Here is a 19,892-nt window from a genome sequence, read left to right on the forward strand (position 1 = left end):
TCCGGGCCGTTGCACTCGTGGTGGACGTGTGTCCCAAGGGCCGTGCGGGGCGGGCAGCGGGATCGTCACTTCCCAGGGAACCGCAGTGGCTGGACCCGTTCGGGCGCGGGGCCGGTGGACTGGCGAGAGACGTAGGTGGCGCGCAGGGTGTGCCTGCGGGGGCGGGCCGTGGAGCCGTTGATCCGGCGTACCAGGATGTCGGCCGCGAGCCCGCCCAGTTCCTGCACCGGCTGGCTGACCACGCTCAGTCTCGGCCGGACGAGGGTGGCCCACTCGGCGTCGTCGAAACCGATGACCGAGACGTCGTCGGGGATGCGGGCGTCGAGGTCGAGCAGGGCGTCCAGGGCGCCGAGAGTGGCCACGTTGTCGGTGGTGAACAGCGCGGTGGGCCGGTCGGGCGAACTCATCAGCTCCAGTACGGCTGACCGGGCCCAGGTCCGGTCGTATCCGGTGTGTCTGATCAGCTCCGCGCCGCGCGGGATGCCCGCGGCGCGCAGGGCCAGCCGGTAGCCGGTGAGCCGCTCGGTCGTGGTCCAGATGTCCGCGCCGGGCGCGAGCTGCGTGGCGTTCTCGTCGGGGGAGGCCGAGGTGACCACGGCGATACGGGTGTGTCCCGCTTCGGTGAACCGGGACACCGCGGCCTTGGCGGCGCCGCGGTTGTCCACGACGACCGTGTCCAGCGTGGCACCGCTGAGCGCACGGTCCAGCAGGACCACGGGGATGCCCGCGGCGACGGCCTTGTCGAGGTGTTGGTGATCGGCCGCGGCAGGGGCCACGACCAGACCGTCCACCCGCCGCTCGATGAACATCTGCACCGCGGACTTCTCGGTGTCGCCCTTCTCGTCGCTGTTGGCGAGGACGACCTGGAGGCCGGCCTTGGCCGCGACGTCGGTGACGCCGCGCACCGCACGGGCGAAGTAGGCGTTCTCCACGTCCGCGACGATCACGCCCAGGGTGTGGGTGCGTCCGCTGATCATGCTCCGGGCCACCGCGTTGGTGCTGTAACCCAGTTCTGCGGCGGCGGCCAGCACCCGTTCCCGGGTGGCCGCGCTGGACGAGCCGTACCCGCCCAGGACCCGGGCGGCGGTGGCCTGTCCCACGCCGGCGTGCCGGGCGACGTCGGGGATGGTGACACGACGCGGCGGCCGTGGGGTGCTGGGCATGGGTGGTCTCTCGTCAGTGACGGCTCGGCGGAGGCCGGGGAACCGGCCGATGAAAATTCGAGGCCATTCAACCATTGACGGACGATGCCCGTCCGTGGGTAAGGTCAAGCCCGTTGGTAACGTTATCAAACCGCGCCGACGCCACACCGCCCGCCTTTCCCCCGGCCGGCCGCGGCAGCCCTCGCCCGCGGCCGCCCCGATCCCACGCCCGGAGGTACCACGGATGGCACCCGACACCCTCTCGCCGCCGACGTCCGCTGGCCCCGCCATCAGCCTTGTCGATGTGGTCAAGGACTACGGCGGCGCCCGGGACGCGGCGGTCGTCCGCGGCGTCAGCCTCGCCATCGGCGAGGGCGAGTTCTTCTCGCTTCTGGGCCCCTCCGGATGCGGAAAGACCACCACCCTGCGGATGATCGCCGGCTTCGAGGAGCCGACCTCCGGGCAGATCCTGCTGCACGGCCGCGACATGGTCGGGGTGCCCGCCAACAGGCGTGACATCAACATGGTGTTCCAGTCGTACGCCCTTTTCCCGCACCTGAGCGTCGCCGACAACGTGGCGTTCGGCCTGCGCCGCAAGCGCGTACCCAGGGAGGAGCTCCGCGACCGGGTGGAGCAGATCCTGCGCACCGTCGAACTCGCCGACAAGGCCGACCGCCGCCCCCGTCAGCTCTCCGGCGGCCAGCAGCAGCGCGTCGCCCTGGCCCGCGCCCTGGTCAACCGCCCTCGCGCGCTGCTCCTGGACGAACCCCTCGGCGCCCTGGACCTCAAGCTCCGCCAGACCATGCAGCTGGAACTCAAGCGCATCCAGCGCGAGGTCGGCATCACCTTCATCTACGTCACGCACGACCAGGCCGAGGCGCTGACCATGTCCGACCGGATCGCGGTGATGAACCAGGGCCTGGTCGAGCAGGTCGGCCCCCCGCAGGAGGTGTACGAGCGGCCCGCCACCGCGTTCGTCGCCGGGTTCATCGGCACCTCCAACCTGATCCGCGGCCGGCTGACCTCCGTGGCGGCCGGGACCGGGGTGCTCGACCTCGGCGACGGCCAGCGCGTCACGATCCCGCTGCGCGGTTCCCTCACCGTCGGCGAGGCCGTCGAACTCACCGTGCGGCCGGAGAAGATCACGCTGACCACCGAGCCGGCCGACAGCGCCAGCCAGGTCCGCGGCACCGTCCGGGAGGTGGTCTACCTCGGCACCTCCACCAGCTACACGGTGCACACCGGCACCGGCGCGGAGATGACGGTCTTCCAGCCCAACGACGGCACCGCCTGCGCGTCGCCGTCTCGCGGCGACACCGTCTGGCTGTCCTGGGCCACCGACCACTCCTACCTGCTCACCACCGCCCCCGCCCCCGCGGCGACCGCCGTCGTGGAACCGGTTTCCCTCACCTCGCGCTGACGACAGGCGGACCAACCACCATGCCCGAGCACTCCACACCCTTCGCGCCCCGGCCGCGCGCACTGACCCCGCACAGCTGGACGCGACGCGGCCTGCTGCGCGCCGCGGCCGGCGCCGCCGCGCTCGCCCCGATCGCTGCCTGCAGCGTCCCCGGAGCCCGTGTGCACGTCCCCGCCGGCGAGGCGGAGATCGCCGCCGCCGTCACCGACTTCTGGACCGGGAAAAAGCGGTCCGGGAAGCTCGACTTCGTCAACTACACGCAGTACATCGACGTCGATCCAGCCGACCAGAGCAAGCACCCCACCCTCGACGCCTTCACCCGCGAGAGCGGCATCGAAGTCACGTACAACGAGCTGATCGACGACAGCGCCTCCTGGTTCGGCAAGATCCAGCCCGAGTTCGCCTCCGGCCAGGGCATCGGCTACGACCTGATGGTCGTCGGCGGCGACAGCTACCTCGGAAAGTACATCGAACTCGGCTACCTGGCCCCGCTCGACCACAGCCGCCTGCCCAACTTCGCGCGGTACGGCGGAGCCGCGTTCAAGAACACGTCCTTCGACCACGGCAACGTCTACACCGTCCCCTGGCAGTCCGGCATGACCGGCATCGGCTACGACCCGGCCAGGGTCGGCCGGAGGATCACCAGTTGGCAGGACCTGCTCGACCCCAAGCTGCGCGGCAGGGTCGGCATGTGGAACGACGCCGTGCAGATGGGCAACATCGCGCTGCTGGCCGTTGGGGTGGACCCGGAGACGTCCACCCATGCCGACTGGCGCAAGGCGGCGGCCTGGCTGCGGGGGCAGCGCGACGCCGGCATGGTCCGCTCCTACTCCACCTCGACCTACCAGTCCTCCCTCCAGCGCGGCGACCTCGCGGCCTCGCTCGTGTACTCGGGCGACGTCTTCCAGGCCAACCAGAGCGGCTCGCGACTGGAGTTCGTCATCCCGGACGAGGGCGGCCTGCTGTGGACCGACAACCTCTGCATCCCGTCGACGGCCGCCCACCCCGTCGACGCGCTGACCTACATGGACTACGCCTACCGGCCCGAGGTCGCCGCGAGGATCAGCGAGACCGTGCAGTTCGTCTGCCCCGTGCCCGCCGCGCAACGGGTCGTCGCACGCGACGCCGCCACCGCCACCGGCAAACGGCGCACCGTGCTGAACGCCCTGAGCACCAGCCCCCTGGTCTTCCCGACCAAGGCCGACCAGTCGAAGCTGCGCCGTCTGCGGGTGCTCGACGAAGAGGAGGAGAAACAGTGGAACGCGCTGTTCGAACCGATCTACCAGGCCTGACCCGGCGGCGTCGTCGCCCCGGGGAAGCACTGGGCCCCTACCTGATGATCCTTCCGGGCTGGCTGTGGCTGGCGGCCTTCTTCGTCACCCCTGTGATCGTGATGGTGTCGCTGTCGCTGCAGACCGGCAACTTCATCGACGGCTTCCGCCAGACGTTCCACTTCAGCACCTACACCGACGTGGTCCGCACCTACCACGTGCAGTTGGTCCGGTCCCTGGTCTACGGCGTCGCGGCGACCGCCGCCTGTGCCGTCGTCGGCTACCCGGTGGCCTACTGGATCGCCTTCCGGGCCGGCCGGCACAAGTCGGTCTTCCTCTTCCTGCTGCTGCTGCCGTTCTTCGTGTCCTTCGTCATCCGCACCCAGTCCTGGAACGTGGTGCTCGCCGACCACGGCGTCCTGCTCGGACCGCTGAAGGACATCGGCCTGCTCCCCGCCGACTTCCACCTGCTGGCGACGCCCTACGCGGTGATCGGCGGCCTGACCTACAACTTCCTGCCGTTCATGGTCCTGCCCGTGTACGTGGCCCTGGAACGGGTCGACCCCAAGGTGATCGAGGCCTCCACCGACCTGTACGCCTCCCGGGCGCAGACCTTCCTGCGGGTGGTGCTGCCGCTGTCGCTGCCCGGCGTCTTCGCCGGCGTACTGCTGACGTTCGTACCGGCCTGCGCCGACTACGTCAACGCCGGCATCCTCGGCGGCCCCTCGACGACGATGATCGGCAACATCATCCAGACCGAGTACTTCACCAACCTCGACTACCCCGGCGCCTCCGCCCTGTCCTTCGTCCTCATGGGGGCGCTGCTGCTGGCCGTGTTCACCTACGCCCGGACCCTGGGCACCGACGAGGTCCTGGAGGCGGCCGCGCGATGACCACCACAACCGCCGCCCCCGTGGCCGACGCGTCCGCCGCACCGCGCACCCGGCGCACCGGGCGCCCACGGCGCCGCCCCACGCTGACCCTGTACACCGTGTTGGTGCTGGCCTGGCTGCTGCTGCCGATCGCGGTCATGATCCTGTTCGGGTTCAACGACACCGGCAGCAAGGTGAACTTCACCTGGCAGGGCTTCACCCTGAACTGGTACCGGCACCTGTTCGCCATCCCCAACCTGACCTCCGCCCTGGTCAACAGCCTCACCATCGCCCTGGTCGTCGCCGTCGTCGCCACCCTCCTGGGCACCCCGATCGGGCTGGCGCTCGGCCGGCACCGGTTCCGCGGCCGGGGCTCGGTGGACCTGCTGATGTTCGCCGCCATCGCGGCTCCCGAGATCGCCCTCGGCGCCGCGCTGCTGTCGCTGTTCATCGTGCTGGGCGTGCCCCGCGGCTACGGGACCATCGTCATCGCGCACGTGGCCTTCTGCATCCCCTACGTCGCCATCACCGTACGGGCGCGCATGGCGGGGCACGACCCGACGCTTGAGGAGGCCGCCCGCGACCTGGGAGCCGGCCCGTGGACAGCGTTCCGGCTGGTCACCCTGCCCATGCTGCTGCCCGGCGTGGCATCCGGCGCCCTGCTCTGCTTCGCCCTGTCCGTCGACGACTACGTCATCACCAGCTTCAACGCCGGCCGTACGGTCACGTTCCCGCTGTGGGTGTACAGCGCCAGCCGTACCGGCGTGCCCCCGCAGGTCAACGTCATGGGAACACTGATCTTCGCCGGCGGTCTGATCATCGCCGGGGCGAACGTGCTGTTCTCCCGGCGTCGCGCGGCCTGACCCGCTCCGGTCCCCGCGCCCCCCGAAACACCGGCTCACCGGCACACGCCGGCCGGTGCGGAACAACCCTTGAGGAAGTCATCACCGTGCTCAAGTTCAACGAAGCCGAATTCGTCTCCCAGACCGAGAGCCTGCTGGCGCTGCGTCCCCAGATCGAAAAGCTCGTCGACCGTCTGGCCGACGAGGGCTACGACAACGTCCTCCTCGTGGGCGCCGGCGGCACGTACGCGCAGATGTGGCCCTACGAGCACCTCGCCCGGCGCACCTCGGTGCTGCCGGTCAGGGCCGCCGTCGCCGCCGAACTCGTCGTCTCCGGTGACGCCCGGCTCGGTGAGCGCACCATCGCCGTCTTCACCTCCGTCTCCGGCACCACCGATGACAGCCTCCGCGCCATCGACTACTGCAAGTCCCGGGGCGCCCACACGATCGGCTTCACCGGTTACCCCGATTCCCCCGTCGCCCAGAACGTCGACACCGCGCTGATCTCCGAGCCCAAGGCCTGGCCCTTCGACGTCCAGCTGCTGCTGTTCATGGGCCGGCTGCTCTCCCGCCGCGGCGAGTTCGAGGGCTACGACCGCCTCGCCGACGAGCTCGGCGTCCTGCCCCGCGTCCTGGTCGACGTCGCCCGGCAGGCCGAGCCGATGGCCTCCGACTTCGCCGAGGCCCACAAGGACACCGACTACCACTTCCTCATCGGCGGCGGAAACCTGTGGGGATTCACCTACCTGTACTCCATGTGCATCCTCGAGGAGATGCAGTGGCTGCGCACCACCCGTGTGCACAGCGCGGAGTTCTTCCACGGCTCGCTGGAACTGCTGGAGGAGAACACCAGCGTCATCGTCTTCCAGGGCGAGGACGAGACCCGGGCGCTGACCGACCGGGCGGAGGCCTTCGCCAAGCGCGTCTCCAAGGACGTCACCGTCTTCGACACCCGCGACTATCCCCTGGAGGGCATCAGCCCCGAGTTCCGCGGACTGCTCGCCCCGCTGGTGCTCGACACCGTGATGGACCGGGTCAGCAAGCACCTCGAGCGGGTCCGCGACCACTCCCTCGACCTGCGCCGCTACTACCGCGTCATGGACTACTGAACCCTGCGACCGGTTCCCCTCGTCCATCCGCCCCGCGCGCCGGTGCCCCCGCACCGGCGCGCCCACGGCGGGCGCCGTGTCCCCACGCACCGCGCCCGCGCCTCGGGAGACCCTGATGAAAGTCCTCGGTTTCGGCGACAACACCGTCGACCGCTTCACGGACCGCGGCACCGACTACCCCGGCGGCAACTGCGTCAACGTCGCCGTCTACGCCCACCGGCTCGGCCTGGACGCCGCCTACGTGGGGGTGTTCGGCGACGACGACCTCGGCACCAGACTGCGCGCGGCCGTGACGGCGCAGGGCGTCACCGCGGACCACAGCGTCGTGCGCCACGGCACGACCTCGGTCTCCACCCTGCACGTGCGGGACGGCGACCGGGTCTTCCTCGGCTACGAGCCCGGCGGTGAAGCCGTCCACGCCCCTCTCCCCCTCACCCCCGGCCTGCTCGCGTACGCAGCCTCCTTCAACCTGGTGCACTCCAGCGTCTACTCCGGCACCGAGGCCGAACTCCCGCAGCTCGCGACGGCCGGCCCACTGGTCAGCTTCGACTTCTCCGACGAGGAGGAGTTCCGTACACCCGCTTATCTCGACCGCGTCTGCCCGCACGTGGACCTCGCGCTGCTGTCGTGCTCACACCTGGACGAGGCCGCCACCCGCGCCCTGCTCGCCGAGGCCGTGGACCGGGGGGCCGGGATGGCGCTGGCCACCCGCGGCCTGCACGGGGCGGTCGCGTACGACGGCCGCACCACGGCCGTCGCGCCGGCCCGCGCCGCGGACCCCGACTCGGTCTCCGACACGATGGGCTGCGGAGACGCCTTTCTCGCCGGGTTCGCTGTGTCACTGCTGCGCGACGGATGGTCCCGGGAGATGCCACCAGCCCCGGCGGCCCTGCGGGAGGCCCTGCGGCAGGGCGCGGAGGCGGCGTACCACCAGTGCTTCGTGGAGGCCGCCTTCGGCTGCGGCTGGCCGACGCCGGCGACGCGGGCCGGACGGGGAGCCGGGCCCGCCGCGCGGACCGTGCCCGGCTCCGTCGCTCCCACTCGCCTGGTCTGAGCGCCTACCCGCCCGCGCGTCCCGCGCGCCACCCGGGTTCCAGGTTGTCGGGGAGCGCGTGGAAGGCCTAGTAGTGCTTCGTTGGGTTCTGTCCTGTGTGCGGCGGCTTTGATGGGCGGGCGGAGGTCGTCCGCAGGTGGTGCATGCACCGGCCCAGCACCTCAGCAGGTCCTGAAGGAGATCGAGGATCCTCCCGGCGGACGGCCTCGCCGAGCACCGGCAGGGAACGGACATCGACGTTTGGGTCCGCGGTGACCGGCACGCGGTCAGCGCCCCGGGACACCGCCCGGGGTGATCAGTCCGCACTCGTAGGCGAGGATCGTGGCCTGCACCCTGTCGCGCAGGCCCAGCTTGGACAGCAGCGCGTTCACATGGCTCTTCACCGTCCCCGTGGTGACGCCGAGCTGGGCGCCGATCTCCGCGTTGGTCAGCCCGGAGGCGATCTTCAGCAGGACCTCCCGTTCCCGCTGGGTCAACCGGTCCAGGCGCCCGCCGGCCGGGGGCGCGGGCGGGGCGCTGCGGGCGAAGGCGTCGATGAGCCGGCGGGTGACGGCAGGCGCCAGGATGCCGTCACCGGCCGCGACCACCCGGATCGCGGACAGCAGTTGCTCGGGTTCGGCGTCCTTCAGCAGGAACCCGGAGGCCCCCGCGTGCAACGCCTCGTACACGTACTCGTCCAGGTCGAACGTGGTGAGCACCAGCACCCGCGGCCCGCCGGCCGACGCGGTGATCAGCCGGGTCGCGGTGAGGCCGTCCATGCCCGGCATCCGGATGTCCATCAGGACGACGTCGGCCTCCCCGGCGGCGAGCGACACCGCCGTCGCCCCGTCACCGGCCTCGCCCACCACGGTCAGATCGGGTTCGGCGTCCACGATGGCGGCGAACCCGGCCCGGACCACGGCCTGGTCGTCCACGACGATCACGCGTATGGCTACGGGGACACCTCCTCGAACGGGGCCGCAGCGATTCCGGTCGGCAACACCACCCGTAGCGTACCGGCCGGTTCGCACTCGATCCGCCCCTCGCCCGCGGCGGCCTGCGCCCGCAGGCGTTCGGCGACCGGGCCCGCCACGGCGAGCCTTACCCCCGTCACCGTGATCCGCAGGGTGTCGCGCCGCCGCCGCAGGGCCACCCGGACGGGACCAGGGTCGCCCGCGCCGAGCGCCGCTTCGACGATCCTGTACACCGAGACCTGCACTGACGACGGCAGGTTCCGCGCGGCCTCCGGAAGGCCGCGCAGCCGTACGTCACGGCCGTCGCGGCGCAGCGCACGGCACAGCGCCTCCAGGTCGCCGGCGGTCGGTGACGGAGCGAGCCGGGCGTCGGATCCGCCGCCGTCGGTGAGACTGTGCAGCATCTCCCGCATCGCGGCCAGCGCCGCCCTGGCCGTCCCTGCCACCTCCGCCAGGTCCCCGCGCCGAGCCGCGCCGACGAGCGCCCACGTGTGATCCAGCACGGCGTCGCGCAGCGTGTCCGCCAGCCGCTGCCGTTCCGCCTCGACGGCCCGGTCCGCCTGCCACATCGAGCTGGCGAGCGCGAAGTCGTCGAAGGCCAGCGCGCGCAGCCGGCGGCACCGCACGACCAGGCCGGTCCCCCACACGGCGGCGAAAACCAGGGCCAACAGGACGGACAGCACGAAGGCCAGCAGGACGGCACCGCCAGCGCCCGTCGGCTCACCCCCGACGGAACGGTCGGCCCAGGAAGCGGCCGTCGTGGCACCGGCCGTGCCGAGCGTCGCCGCGATCGGCGCGGGCCAGGTGCGCCCGGGCCCCCGCCCGTACGCGGCGACCGCGTACACGGCCAGTGTCTCCACGAGCGTGCCGGCGGGGAGGAACTGGGCCGCGTGGGACGGCAGACGCCACCCGGCGACGACCGCCGGGCCCGCCCAGGCCGTCGCGAGCACGGCGAGGAGGACGGCCCACGGCGCACGCCGGCGCCACAGCAGGGGCACTGCGTGCAGGACCAGCAGCCCGCAGACGACCAGCAGCGCCGGCAGCGCGGCGCGCCGGGCGGCGGCCGACCAGTCCTCCGCGAGCGCCAGGACGCAAGACACCGGCAGGATCATCGAGACCGCCGCGAGCGCCGGATCGGCCAGTCGCTGCTCGCGCAGCACGTCACGCCGCCGGCCGCGCCCGTCCGGCCGCCGTGGCTCGGCACCGTCGGGCAGCGTCGCGCACACCTGCCAGCCGCCCCCCGGCGTGGGCCCGGCGGTCAGTTCGCCACCGGCCGCCGCGGCCCGCTCCCGCATCCCGGCCACGCCGCGTCCCGCGCCCAGGCCGCCGGTGCTCTGCGGCGCGGTGCGCGGCGGCGCGTTCTGCACGGTCAGCCTGAGCAGCCCGGCCGCCCGGGTGACCAGCACCCGCGTGGCGGCGCCGGGCGCGTGGCGCAGCGCGTTGGTGAGCGCCTCGCGGACGATGCCGTAGACCGCCTCGGCCGACGGCCCGGCCAGGTCACCGGGGATCCGCGCGATGACCGGGCGGCCCAACCGGCCGAAGCCCGCGACCAGTTCCTCGATCCGGCCGCTCATCGGCCGGTGGTCCGGGCGATCCGTGTCCCGCAGCAGCCCGACCACCCGTTGCAGCGCCGTGAGCGTCTCAGCGCCTGTGCGCTCCGCGAACGCCAGCGCCTCGGCGGCCAGGTCGGGTCTGCTGTCCTGGAGCCGGCGCGCGGCATCCACGGTCACCACGACCGAGGTGAGGTGGTGGGCGCTCACATCGTGCAGTTCCCGAGCCAGCCGCCGGCGCTCGTGGTCGGCCGCCAGCCGGCGGGCGTGTTCCGCCCCCGCCAGCCGCCGAGCCGCGGTGAGCCGGCCGGCGAGCCACTGGCGCCGGGCCTCGCCCAGCCCCGCGCACAGCAGGTACACGCCCAGTGCGGACGCCATTTCGGACAGCAGTGCAGGTCCGGGACCCTCCTGCACGGCGGCCAGCACCCACTCGACGCCCACGGCGGCCGCGACGGCCCGTACCGTCACCGGCACCGGGCAGCGCACGGCGACCGAATACAGGGCGACCAACGTGCCGAGGCCGAGATAGCCGTCCGGCCAGGCCAGCCCGCCCACCACCAGGGGACCCAGCGTGCAGGCCAGCGCTCGTACCGGAACCGCCCGGCGCCGGCTCAACGCGGCCGCCTCCAGCGCCACCGCTCCCAGCACGCAGAGCAGGGCCGGCCCGCCGGGTGTGCCGTCCGGGCCCACGCCCGGCCACAGCAGGGCGCCCTGCCCGGCCGCCAGCAGCAGGGGCAGGAACCAGTTGCGCATCGTCTCCATGTCGCCGACGAGCGTAGAGGGCGCAGGCGGGCCGGGCACCAAACCTGAGGGGGAGGAGTCCCTCCTACCAGAGATAGAGACAGGGTTCGGGCACCAACCTCGGTCAGAGCAGCCGTTCCTGCCCCGGGCCGATGGCACCACGCGGCGGCTCCGGCACGCTGACGGCATGACACAACCGCAGCTCGCCGAGCAACTGCCGTACCACCGCCTGGCCCGACTGTCACCGCGCTACCGATGGTGGCGCCCCCTGCTCGGGACCCTGGTGGTGGCCGTGACCTATATGGTCGCCCTGGTCCTCCTGCAGCTCGCCTGCGCGTCCCTGGGGTCGTCGCTGGGATACCAGGAAGACGCGGACGGCTGGCCGGAGTTCGGCCCCCTCTCGGGCACCGCCGTGGACCTGCTCTCGATCGGGCTGGCGATACCCGTCCTGGGGCTGACCGTGCGCTGGATCGGCAGGCGCCGGCCCGGCACGGTCTCATCCGTGACCGGCAGGCTCAGATGGTGCTGGCTGTTGCGGTGCGGGCTGGCCGCGGCGCCGATCCTGGCCCTGACCATGGGCGTCATGGTCCTGCTGCCCGCGGACGGCGAGGCGGAGAGCCCGTGGGTGGGCTGGTCGGCCTTCGGCAAGGCCCTCGCCATGCTGGTCGTCCTCGTGCCGGTGCAGGCCGCGGCAGAGGAGTACGTCTTCCGTGGCTGGCTCACGCAGACGGCCGGGGCGTACCTGCGCTCTCCGTGGGCCGCCCTTCTGCCGCAGGCCGTCCTGTTCGCCGCCGCCCACGGCTGGGGCACCCCCTGGGGCTTCGCCGACCTCGTGGTCTTCGGGACGGCCGCGGGCTGGCTGACCTGGCGGACGGGCGGCCTGGAGGCGTCCATCGCCCTGCACGCGGTCAACAATCTGCTCTCCTTCGGCGCCGCTGCCGTCGTCGTGGACGGGCTGAGCAGTGACGGCACCGCGGCGGACGCGACGTGGCAGATCGTCGCCCTCGACGTCGTGGGCGTCGCCGTGTACACGGCGGCCGTGGCCTGGTGGCTGCGCCGCCGGCGGCTGGAGCGCACCGCGCCGGCGCCGAAGCGACCGGTCCCGCCGCCGGGCTTCGCGGCGGCCGACCCGCACGCCGGCGGCACCGCCGTGCCGCCGCGGTGGGCGGGGCAGCCTGGTCTGTCCGGACACGGCGCGGCCGTCCCGCCCGCCGCAGGGGGCACCGGGAAGAGGGAGTGTCCAATAGACGGCGGATCCGGTGATCAAGGAGACGCCTGAGATGAGCGAGACCATCAGCGAGCACGGGACGGCGGCGGAGCCGGTCGTCGGGTTGACCGCGAAGGCGGTATCGGACGAGCAGTTGATCTCGATGCCGGTCGACCGGGCCCGTTCCGACTGCAGCTGACTGGCGAGGGAGGGCTGCTGCAGCAGTTGACCAAGCGAGTGCTGGAGTCCGTCCCGGAGGGCGAGATCACCGGCCACGTCGGCTGACAAGCACGACGCAGCCGGCCGGAACAGCGGCAACTCCCGCAACGGCACTCGTTCGAAGACCGTGCGGACCGATCGGCCCGGTCGAGGTGAAGGTGCCCCGCGACACCGCCGGCACCTTCGAACCGCAGCTCGTGAAGGAGCGGCAGCGCCGGCTGACCGGCGTGGATGAGATGGTGCTGTCGCTGTCCGCGAAGGGCCTCAGACACGGGGGAGATATCGGCTCATCTCGCCGAGGTATACGGCGCGGAGGTGTCCGGGCAGACCATCTCCATGATCACCGACTCGGTGATGGAGGGCACGGCGGGATGGCAGGCCCGACCGCTTGATCGCGTCTATCCGGTCGTCTTCGTGGACGCGATCAACGTGAGATTCGCGATGGCAAGGTCGCCAACCGGCCCATCCACGTCGCGATGGCCGTCACCGTCGAGGGCACCCGCGACATCCTCGGCATCTGGCCGGTGACGGCGGCGAGGGCGCGCATCGACTCGCGTGGCGGCCGTCCGCTGCACATCCGTCGGCGCTGCCCATGTCTACGTCACGGACGTCGCCGACCTCCTCGCCGACCGGGCCCGAACCCGGCTTCGTCCTCGTGGACGGGGGCTTCCCGAACGCTCAGGAGCCGTGGGTCCCGCCTGTCCCGCCGGGACGTGCCAAGAGAGGGTCAGTTGGAGTAGTAGGGGGTCAGCTCCCAGGAGTTGCCGCCTTCGTCCTCCATGCAGGCGAAGCCCACGATCGTCCCGTTGGCCTGCAGGGCGTTGCCCCAGTTGGTGCACTCCTGGAGGGGGCCCGTGCCCGGGATGTCCGCGCCCTGCCACACCGACGCCTGAGCCATGCCGGTGGCCATGCCGGAGAACGCCAGGACGCCGGCACCGACGATTGCAACCTTCTTGAGGTTCTTGCGCATTCTTCGCTCCAATTCCATCTGTGGGCACGTGCGCCGAATGGGCGCATGGCCGCTGAGCAGGGGCCGCGAGCTACCACGCGACCCGCCTCGCGCCCGGTGCGGTACGTTTCCGCGACCGCACAACACACAGGTGCGCTACGGGGGTTATCCGAGGCATCTGCAGTTGATCACACCGGGACCCTCCTGTCCCACGAGCCACAAGGGCTTGTTACACACCCCTGACAAGCTGCGCGAGAACAACACAGCAGGCCCGGGGCCGTGTAACCGGAGCCGGCGCGCTCCCGTGCTCGCGGTCGGCGATGGCGGGGCACATTTCCTCGTGCCCGGCATCCCCTCCGCTAGCGCCACGCCCTCCCTCATTCATGGTGCTGTTTCTTGGATCTCCGTCTGCGAACGGGGTGTTGGGGGGCAAGCTGACTGCCTGGGACGTGAAGATCTGACGAACGCGGAGTGGAAGCGGCTGGAGTCGGAAAGTTCGTCGGCACGCCCCGTTGACTCCGCGGGCACCCGGCCGCCGCGTGCACGCTCTGGGTGTCGAGCACTACCAGGCTCGGGTCCGCTTTCCGCCGCGCCATCTCCCGCACCTTCCAGCGCAGCAGGTCGTGAATGGTCCGGTCGGTGCCGTCGTCGCGCCACGTGGTGAAGTCGGACAGGCCGGTCTTGTAGGGCTTGCGCTCGCTCACGGTGGTCGGCCCAGCACGCCCAGGCCCTACGGACCGGCGGGGAGGCCGCTGTCTCACACGGTCAGGTGACGACAAAACACCCGTCAACTTGCATACCCCCTCTCATGCGCGGCGAGACCTGATCCCGTCACCCGAGCAGTGGCCACGCTGAAAACGCTCACCGGTCACTTTTCTCGATGCTCGGGCAGACCGTGCCGTCGCCGAGGAACAGGTGGGCTGCTGGTCCGGTGCCAGGTCGCCCGCGAGGTCACGGCGAAGTGGAGATGGCTGAGCCCTGCGGGGCCGTTTGGCTACTGCTTTGTGTGCGCCGCCGAGGTGTGATGGACCGGGCCCGGGCCGAGGATGGACGGCAGAGGTGTGCCCATGAATTCTTCTGCCAGCACAGGGCCGGTGCGCCATTTGATGGCCGCCGTCTCAGCGTATCCGGAGCCGTTTCTCCTCTCGGTCACGGCGGTGGCTCTGACGGCCGGCGGTGTGGCCCGGGTCGCCGGTGCCGGCGCTCTCGCGGATCTTTTGTGGGGCTTGGGGACCGTGTTCGCCATCGTTCCGGCGGTGGGGTGGGTCGTGGCTGCGTTGCGGCGTGGTCATGCGGGGGTGGATCTGATCGCGGTCCTGGCTCTCGGCGGCACCCTGGCTGTGCGCGAATACCTGGCCGGCGCGCTGATTGCTCTGATGCTGGCCACAGGACGCACCCTCGAAGCCGCGGCCCAGCGGCGGGCCTCCCATGATGTGCGGGCCCTTGTGGAACGCGTGCCGCGTACGGCGCGGCGCCACACCGATGTCGGAGTGCGTGTGGTGCCGCTTGCCGAGGTGGAAGTCGGTGACCTGCTCGTGGTCGGACCGGGAGAAGTGGTCCCGGTCGACGGCCATGTGCAGAGCCCGCTCGCCGTGCTGGACGAGTCGGTGCTCACCGGGGAGTCTTTGCAGGTCGAGCGTGCGAAGGACGAAGCCGTGCGCAGCGGGGTGGTCAACGCCGGTGGCGCCTTCGATGTGAGGGCCACCGCCACTGAGCAGGACAGCACTTATGCCGAGATTGTGAGGCTGGCTCGGCAGGCCGGTGCGGAGTCGGCTCCTGTGGTCCGCCTGGCCGACCGGTATGCGGCCTGGTTCCTGCCCCTGTCGTCGGTGGTGGCCGGGCTGGCCTGGCTCCTGAGCGGCTCTGCGGTCCGGGCGGTGGCGGTCCTGGTGGTCGCCACGCCGTGCCCGCTGCTTCTGGCCGCGCCGGTCGCGATCGTCTCCGGCCTGTCCCGGGCCTCGCGGCTGGGTGTGGTGGTCCGCGGCGGCGGTGCTCTGGAGAACCTTGGCCGGGCCCGCACCCTGCTGCTGGACAAGACCGGCACTCTCACCGGCGGCCGTCCTCGTGTCCTTGACGTCGCTGCCGCACCAGGGTGGAGGCCGGCGCAGGTGCTGTGCCTGGCGGCGGCACTCGACCAGTACTCGCCGCACGTGTTGGCCCACGCCATCGTCGACGCCGCCCGACAGCGCGGACTGGCGCTGCCCGTGGTGGCGGATGTCACCGAGGAGCCCGGCCGGGGTGCCTCGGGAACCATGGACGGGCAGCGGGCGTCCATCGGCCGGATCGACACCGGGGACGCCGTGCCGCCCTGGGCCAGAGCGGCGGACAACCGCGCGCTGCTCGACGGTGCGGCCGTCGCCTGGCTGACGGTCGCCGGGCAGGTGGTCGGTGCTGTCCTTCTGCGCGATCCCATTCGTTCCGACGCCCCCAGGACCCTGTGCCACCTGCGGGCGGCGGGCATCGAGCGGATCCTGATGCTCACGGGGGACCGTGCCGAGCCCGCGCACGAAGTCGCTGCCGTTCTCGGTCTCGACGGCGTACGGGCTGAGCTCAGCCCCGCAGACAAGGTCGCCGCGGTCCGCGCCGAACGCGAGCGCGCCGTCACCGTCATGGTCGGTGACGGTGTCAACGACGCCCCCGCGCTCGCCGTGGCGGACATCGGTGTGGCCATGGGAGCCCATGGCTCCACCGCTTCCTCCGAGGCCGCTGACATCATCCTGACCACCGATCGCGTGGACCGTCTTGCCGATGCGGTCGCCATCGCCGGACGTGCCCGGCGCATCGCCGTGCAAAGCGCGCTGGGTGGCATGCTGATGTCGCTCGCCGCCATGGCCGCAGCCGCCGGCGGTTTGCTTCCGCCCGCCGCCGGCGCCCTGCTCCAGGAGGGCATCGATGTCGTGGTCATCCTCAACGCCTTGCGGGCACTGCGCGTCGACCGGGCGATGCGACCGGCTCTCACCCCGGCCGCCGAAGTGCTCATCCGCCGTTTCGCGGCCGAGCACGACGATCTGCGGGATGTCGTCGAGGCGGTACGCGCTGCCGCCGACCGCCTGTCCGACAGCTCCGGTCATCAGGCCCTGGCGGCCCTTGAGGAGACACACCAGCTGCTGACCGACCGGCTTTTGCCGCACGAGTACGCCGAGGAGCACCAGCTCTACCCCGCGCTCGCTCCCACGCTCGGCGGCCCCGAGGCCACCGCCACCATGAGCCGCGCCCATACCGAGATCGAGCGTCTTTCCCGGCGCGTCGCCACCCACCTGCGCCTGGCCCACGCCCGCGGCGGCCTGGACGCCGATCAGCTCGACGATCTGCGTTCCTGTCTCTACGGGCTGCACGCAGTCCTGCGCCTGCATTTCTCCCAGGAAGAGGAGAACTACTTCTCCTTGGCCCCGTGATACGAAGACGTCTGCGGCGGCGTCCGCCGCGGCCCGGCTGGCATCTTCTGTTGTGGTGCGCGTTGTGGCGCTGGTGATCGCCCTGGTCGTGGCCGTCGGCGCGGCCGTCCAGGCGTACCGGATCGGTGACTCGGGTGCGAAGGCGGCCTGGCAGGGCCGTTTCTCAACGAGCCGGTCCGGCGCCGGGCGGTGACGCGGCGGCAGCCGCGCTGGTGGCAGTTCGGCCGGCCCGGCTCGCGTCCGGAGAGGCTTGCAATGCGGCAGTCATGGCTGCGGGCCACATCTCTCCCTTCCGCCGGCTCTGAACAGCCGGACGTCGACCGGCACGGCCCTGACGAAACCGAGGATCATGGCGAGCTGCGTCATCCAGTCGTATGACCGTGGTCTTCGGCGTGACCAGTGGTCGTCGAGGGGCCACGGGCCGCCGCGCGGGCGGCGGCCGACGCCGCGGACGCCGGCGCAGTGCTGTCGGCTGGTCCCGCACGGGGAAGAGGAGAACCGCAAATTCCGCCTTCGACCTGCCATCGCTTCAGCGTCGGCGGCGCGGAAGTCGTCGATGACGGTGAGCGGACCCGCGCGCTGCCGCAGGTTCCCGGGGCGCCAGGAAGGTGTCGCAGTGCGACGGGGGAGACCTCAGCGAGCGGCTCCCTTTCCCTGGTCAGCCCCCCGTACCGTACACCTCGCGTGCGTTGGGACGGGGGGCGGGACGGTGCCGGGCGGCGGGGCCGCCGCTGAAGCCGCGCAGCAGGTTCTCCGTGGTTCGGGTGACGAAGGCGCGGGTACGGGCGTCCATGCCGTGATCGCGGCCCAGCAGGCCCGTCTTCGCCGCCAGAGCCTCCACCCAGCGCATCGTGCCGGCGGCGAAGACGCCCGCTCCGCTGGGGACGGTGTAGTAGGCGGAGTCGCTGTGACTGCGCGCGCCGGCGCTGACCAGGGGCGAGTGCGCGATGATCTCCAGCATCGCGGGAACGTGCGGGCCCGGTGTGACCCGGTCGTACTCCACCCCGACCAGGTGGGCGAAATCCTCGCCGTGCCGCACACCCGTGCCTTCGTACAGCCAGTGGTCCGCCGCGTGCACCACGTAGGGCGCGTCTACCGGGTAACCCTCGTAGAGCACGCCGGTGAGCGACGACTCGGGGTCGGCGCCCGGCGCCAGCCGGAAGTCGGTGGTGACCTGGTCCGGGCGCGACGGGTAGCAGGGATCGTCGCGGTAGGAGGACTTGTAACAGACAACGCTGCGTCCCTGGCCAGTCCCGCCGGCTTCCAGGCGGACACGGCGAAAGCAGGTGTTGGCTCCGAGGAAAGCGATGTTGGAGCCCGCGTCGCGGGCTTCGGTGACGTGCCGGCGCTGTCGGGGAGTCCAGTACTCGTCGTGGCCCAGGCAGATCACGGCGGCGGCCCCGCGCAGCACGGCGGCGTCGTCGTGGACGTCGATGCCGGTGGTGTAGGCGAGGGGAATGCCCAGTCGCTCGGCCAGGACGACGGCCGCCCACTCGTAGGTCAGGAACTTCTCGGCGCCGCTCCCGTCGTAGGGCCGGTCGAAGCTGACGACGAGCGAGCGGGTGGCGTACGCGCCGGAGGCGCCGTTGTAGAGGCTGTAGCCACCCCACCGGTTGTACGCCTGCCAGGTCGCCGGAGCGTGCAGCAGGACGGTGCGTCCCGCTCCGCGGGCGGAACGCACGATCAGCGGGACGTACCGCTGGTGGCCGTTGTCCGTCTCCAGACGTATCAGGTACGCCCCCTCGGACCACCCGTCCGTGCCGAACGTCAGCGTGCGCGGCCAGTCGGCCCGGACGGTGCGCGTGGTGGACACCACCCGCGCGGCGGGCCGGGCACGGCCCCGCACCGACGTGGAACGCCACACCAGCCGGGCGCACGTCCCGCCGTACCAGCCGACGCGGAACACCGACACGCGGAACGACGACGCCGTCGTCGACACGTGCAGGCCACACTCCTGGCCGGGCCGGATGCTGACTCGGTCGGTGTACCCGGCCACAGCGTCCGGCGGACCGGTCGGGGCGAGCCGCCAGTCGCGGGTCCCGGGCCGGTCCTGCTCGGTCTCGGGCCGGTGCCGATCCGCTGCTCGGCGCGGCGGTCGCTTCTGCGGGGAGTCGCAGGCGGCGGATACCGCGCCCACTCCGGCCGCCGCGACCGAGCCGCGAAGGAGATCCCGGCGCCCCAGCGTGGGGCCCCCTCCGATGTCCTGAAGCCGTTCCGCGTCGGGAAGCCGTCCTGAGGATTGCCTGTGCCGGCTCACCCGGGCTCCTTGTCAGCCTCGACGGATGCACGTCGTCCGCACCGAGTACCCGCCTCGTCGGCTCCGGGCCATCGCGAGGCCGCGCGGGTGGTCGGACCACATCGCAGACGGGGCAGGCACCGCGGGGAAGACACGGATCCGTCGGATCTGCGTGGGCCGCCCGGGGCGCGACGTGCCTTGCACTGAGAAGCTACCGAGCGCGGCAGGAGATCGCACACGGAGGGAGAGTCCCCTGCGAGACGGCCCCGCTCACGGAGGGAACGGATGGGGCACGGCTCGGTGACGGCTGCTCAATGGCCGGTATCGCCCTGAGGCGACTTCGATGCCCTGGTGGACCTGGAGCGCGCCGGTCGCGGCGGAGGCGCGGGACAGCTGAGGTTGGCGCGCCAGTAGGCGGTGACCAGCAGCGTCCGGTCCTCCAGCGGAAGGCTGGCATGTCGAAGTCGGCGGCGGACCGGGTCATCGACCACCTCGGGCCAATGCTCGCGCCCGACCGAACGAAGTGAGGACACCGCTCATGCGGAAGTACCACAAGGCCGGAGAGTCGGTTCTGGTCCTGGCCCGCCCGGACATGGGGCAGACCTCGGTCGTCGTGTTTGCCTCCGACACCGGCTACTGCTTTCGACGCGGCAGCGGCCCGTATCCCCCGGGCAGGTGCAACCGGCTGCCGAACGAGCTGACGGCAACCCCTGCGGGACCGCGTGCGACCCGTGCAAGCACGATGCCCCTGGCACCTGTGATCACTGTCGGGGAACGTGTACGGAGCTCCTGGACCGCCAGCTCTGCGCAGGCCGCGCCGCCGTGAAGTGAGGACACCAACCAGTCGACGTTGACCTCCCACGTGGTCGGCCCGGTCGCGTCCGCCCAGGCCTGGGGCCTGGTCAGCAGGGCGTCGCACGTTCGTGAGGATG

15 protein-coding genes and 3 pseudogenes are annotated in these 19,892 nt (G+C 71.8%); 11 read left to right on the forward strand and 7 right to left on the reverse strand.

Annotated features, from left to right (window positions below; translation table 11 throughout):
• Nucleotides 1-65 precede the first annotated feature (65 nt).
• A complete protein-coding gene (locus AB0N63_RS29695; RefSeq protein WP_365533620.1) occupies nucleotides 66-1,163 on the reverse strand; it encodes a LacI family DNA-binding transcriptional regulator in 1,098 nt (365 codons plus the stop codon).
• A 223-nt stretch (nucleotides 1,164-1,386) separates the two neighbouring features.
• On the opposite strand from AB0N63_RS29695, the gene AB0N63_RS29700 reads away from it, so the two are divergent.
• From AB0N63_RS29700 to AB0N63_RS29725, 6 genes are all read left to right on the forward strand, one after another.
• Entirely contained in the window at nucleotides 1,387-2,562 is a 1,176-nt protein-coding gene (locus tag AB0N63_RS29700; RefSeq protein ID WP_365533622.1) for an ABC transporter ATP-binding protein, read from the forward strand.
• Nucleotides 2,563-2,582: 20 nt separating this feature from the next.
• Nucleotides 2,583-3,854 (forward strand): spermidine/putrescine ABC transporter substrate-binding protein, encoded by a 1,272-nt coding sequence (locus AB0N63_RS29705; RefSeq protein ID WP_365533625.1) that lies wholly within the window; start codon nucleotides 2,583-2,585, stop codon nucleotides 3,852-3,854.
• A 44-nt stretch (nucleotides 3,855-3,898) separates the two neighbouring features.
• Entirely contained in the window at nucleotides 3,899-4,726 is an 828-nt protein-coding gene (locus AB0N63_RS29710) for an ABC transporter permease (RefSeq protein WP_365533626.1), read from the forward strand.
• Entirely contained in the window at nucleotides 4,723-5,568 is an 846-nt protein-coding gene (locus AB0N63_RS29715; protein ID WP_365533629.1) for an ABC transporter permease, read from the forward strand. The genes AB0N63_RS29710 and AB0N63_RS29715 overlap by 4 nt, the downstream gene beginning before the upstream one ends.
• An 86-nt stretch (nucleotides 5,569-5,654) precedes the next feature.
• Nucleotides 5,655-6,656 carry an SIS domain-containing protein gene (locus tag AB0N63_RS29720; protein ID WP_365533631.1) on the forward strand — a complete coding sequence of 334 codons (1,002 nt, stop codon included), beginning with the start codon at nucleotides 5,655-5,657 and terminating at the stop codon, nucleotides 6,654-6,656.
• A gap of 115 nt (nucleotides 6,657-6,771) precedes the next feature.
• On the forward strand, nucleotides 6,772-7,710 hold the full coding sequence (locus tag AB0N63_RS29725) for a PfkB family carbohydrate kinase (RefSeq protein ID WP_365533633.1): 939 nt from the start codon (nucleotides 6,772-6,774) through the stop codon (nucleotides 7,708-7,710).
• 266 nt (nucleotides 7,711-7,976) lie between these two features.
• Here the strand turns inward: AB0N63_RS29725 and AB0N63_RS29730 are convergent, their stop codons facing one another.
• Both AB0N63_RS29730 and AB0N63_RS29735 read right to left on the reverse strand, forming a co-directional pair.
• Nucleotides 7,977-8,633 (reverse strand): response regulator transcription factor, encoded by a 657-nt coding sequence (locus tag AB0N63_RS29730; RefSeq protein WP_365533635.1) that lies wholly within the window; start codon nucleotides 8,631-8,633, stop codon nucleotides 7,977-7,979.
• An 8-nt stretch (nucleotides 8,634-8,641) separates the two neighbouring features.
• The gene (locus AB0N63_RS29735; protein ID WP_365533638.1) at nucleotides 8,642-10,975 is read right to left on the reverse strand and encodes a histidine kinase; all 2,334 of its coding nucleotides are present in this window, start codon (nucleotides 10,973-10,975) and stop codon (nucleotides 8,642-8,644) included.
• A 166-nt stretch (nucleotides 10,976-11,141) separates the two neighbouring features.
• Here AB0N63_RS29735 and AB0N63_RS29740 point away from each other — a divergent pair, with 166 nt between their 5' ends.
• From AB0N63_RS29740 to AB0N63_RS29750, 3 genes and pseudogenes are all read left to right on the forward strand, one after another.
• Nucleotides 11,142-12,233 carry a type II CAAX endopeptidase family protein gene (locus tag AB0N63_RS29740; RefSeq protein ID WP_365533641.1) on the forward strand — a complete coding sequence of 364 codons (1,092 nt, stop codon included), beginning with the start codon at nucleotides 11,142-11,144 and terminating at the stop codon, nucleotides 12,231-12,233.
• 1 nt (nucleotide 12,234) lies between these two features.
• A complete protein-coding gene (locus tag AB0N63_RS29745; RefSeq protein WP_365533644.1) occupies nucleotides 12,235-12,360 on the forward strand; it encodes a hypothetical protein in 126 nt (41 codons plus the stop codon).
• A pseudogene (locus tag AB0N63_RS29750) lies at nucleotides 12,351-12,901 on the forward strand (transposase); the annotation flags it as partial. The gene AB0N63_RS29745 and the pseudogene AB0N63_RS29750, both read left to right, overlap by 10 nt.
• Before the next feature lie 206 nt (nucleotides 12,902-13,107).
• On the opposite strand, the gene AB0N63_RS29755 reads toward AB0N63_RS29750, so the two are convergent.
• Nucleotides 13,108-13,350, reverse strand: a complete 243-nt coding sequence (locus tag AB0N63_RS29755; protein WP_365533647.1) for a hypothetical protein — start codon at nucleotides 13,348-13,350, stop codon at nucleotides 13,108-13,110.
• A gap of 494 nt (nucleotides 13,351-13,844) precedes the next feature.
• Nucleotides 13,845-13,985: pseudogene (locus tag AB0N63_RS29760) on the reverse strand (IS5/IS1182 family transposase); the annotation flags it as partial.
• Nucleotides 13,986-14,435: 450 nt separating this feature from the next.
• Here AB0N63_RS29760 and AB0N63_RS29765 point away from each other — a divergent pair.
• Both AB0N63_RS29765 and AB0N63_RS29770 read left to right on the forward strand, forming a co-directional pair.
• Nucleotides 14,436-16,724: a heavy metal translocating P-type ATPase gene (locus AB0N63_RS29765; RefSeq protein WP_365533690.1), complete on the forward strand. Its 2,289-nt coding sequence runs from the start codon at nucleotides 14,436-14,438 to the stop codon at nucleotides 16,722-16,724.
• Nucleotides 16,725-16,779: 55 nt separating this feature from the next.
• Nucleotides 16,780-16,917, forward strand: coding sequence for a hypothetical protein (locus AB0N63_RS29770; RefSeq protein WP_365533649.1), 138 nt, complete (start codon nucleotides 16,780-16,782; stop codon nucleotides 16,915-16,917).
• Between the two features lie 465 nt (nucleotides 16,918-17,382).
• Here the strand turns inward: AB0N63_RS29770 and AB0N63_RS29775 are convergent, their stop codons facing one another.
• Complete coding sequence (locus AB0N63_RS29775; RefSeq protein ID WP_365533652.1) at nucleotides 17,383-18,663, reverse strand: N,N-dimethylformamidase beta subunit family domain-containing protein; 1,281 nt, start codon at nucleotides 18,661-18,663, stop codon at nucleotides 17,383-17,385.
• Nucleotides 18,664-19,352: 689 nt separating this feature from the next.
• Nucleotides 19,353-19,430, reverse strand: a pseudogene (locus AB0N63_RS29780) (IS5/IS1182 family transposase); the annotation flags it as partial.
• Nucleotides 19,431-19,892: the final 462 nt, after the last annotated feature.

Origin of the sequence: Streptomyces sp. NPDC093260 (assembly GCF_040683715.1) — a bacterium.
In the GTDB taxonomy this organism is placed as follows: domain Bacteria; phylum Actinomycetota; class Actinomycetes; order Streptomycetales; family Streptomycetaceae; genus Streptomyces; species Streptomyces sennicomposti.

Excerpts from the sequence above, each read along its gene's own strand:
- AB0N63_RS29765 (WP_365533690.1), top strand. The coding sequence starts at position 14,436 with ATGGCCGCCGTCTCAGCGTATCCGGAGCCGTTTCTCCTCTCGGTCACG.
- AB0N63_RS29735 (WP_365533638.1), bottom strand. The coding sequence starts at position 10,975 with ATGGAGACGATGCGCAACTGGTTCCTGCCCCTGCTGCTGGCGGCCGGG.
- AB0N63_RS29710 (WP_365533626.1), top strand. The coding sequence starts at position 3,899 with ATGATCCTTCCGGGCTGGCTGTGGCTGGCGGCCTTCTTCGTCACCCCT.
- AB0N63_RS29745 (WP_365533644.1), top strand. The coding sequence starts at position 12,235 with ATGAGCGAGACCATCAGCGAGCACGGGACGGCGGCGGAGCCGGTCGTC.
- AB0N63_RS29740 (WP_365533641.1), top strand. The coding sequence starts at position 11,142 with ATGACACAACCGCAGCTCGCCGAGCAACTGCCGTACCACCGCCTGGCC.
- AB0N63_RS29700 (WP_365533622.1), top strand. The coding sequence starts at position 1,387 with ATGGCACCCGACACCCTCTCGCCGCCGACGTCCGCTGGCCCCGCCATC.
- AB0N63_RS29725 (WP_365533633.1), top strand. The coding sequence starts at position 6,772 with ATGAAAGTCCTCGGTTTCGGCGACAACACCGTCGACCGCTTCACGGAC.
- AB0N63_RS29695 (WP_365533620.1), bottom strand. The coding sequence starts at position 1,163 with ATGCCCAGCACCCCACGGCCGCCGCGTCGTGTCACCATCCCCGACGTC.
- AB0N63_RS29715 (WP_365533629.1), top strand. The coding sequence starts at position 4,723 with ATGACCACCACAACCGCCGCCCCCGTGGCCGACGCGTCCGCCGCACCG.
- AB0N63_RS29705 (WP_365533625.1), top strand. The coding sequence starts at position 2,583 with ATGCCCGAGCACTCCACACCCTTCGCGCCCCGGCCGCGCGCACTGACC.
- AB0N63_RS29755 (WP_365533647.1), bottom strand. The coding sequence starts at position 13,350 with ATGCGCAAGAACCTCAAGAAGGTTGCAATCGTCGGTGCCGGCGTCCTG.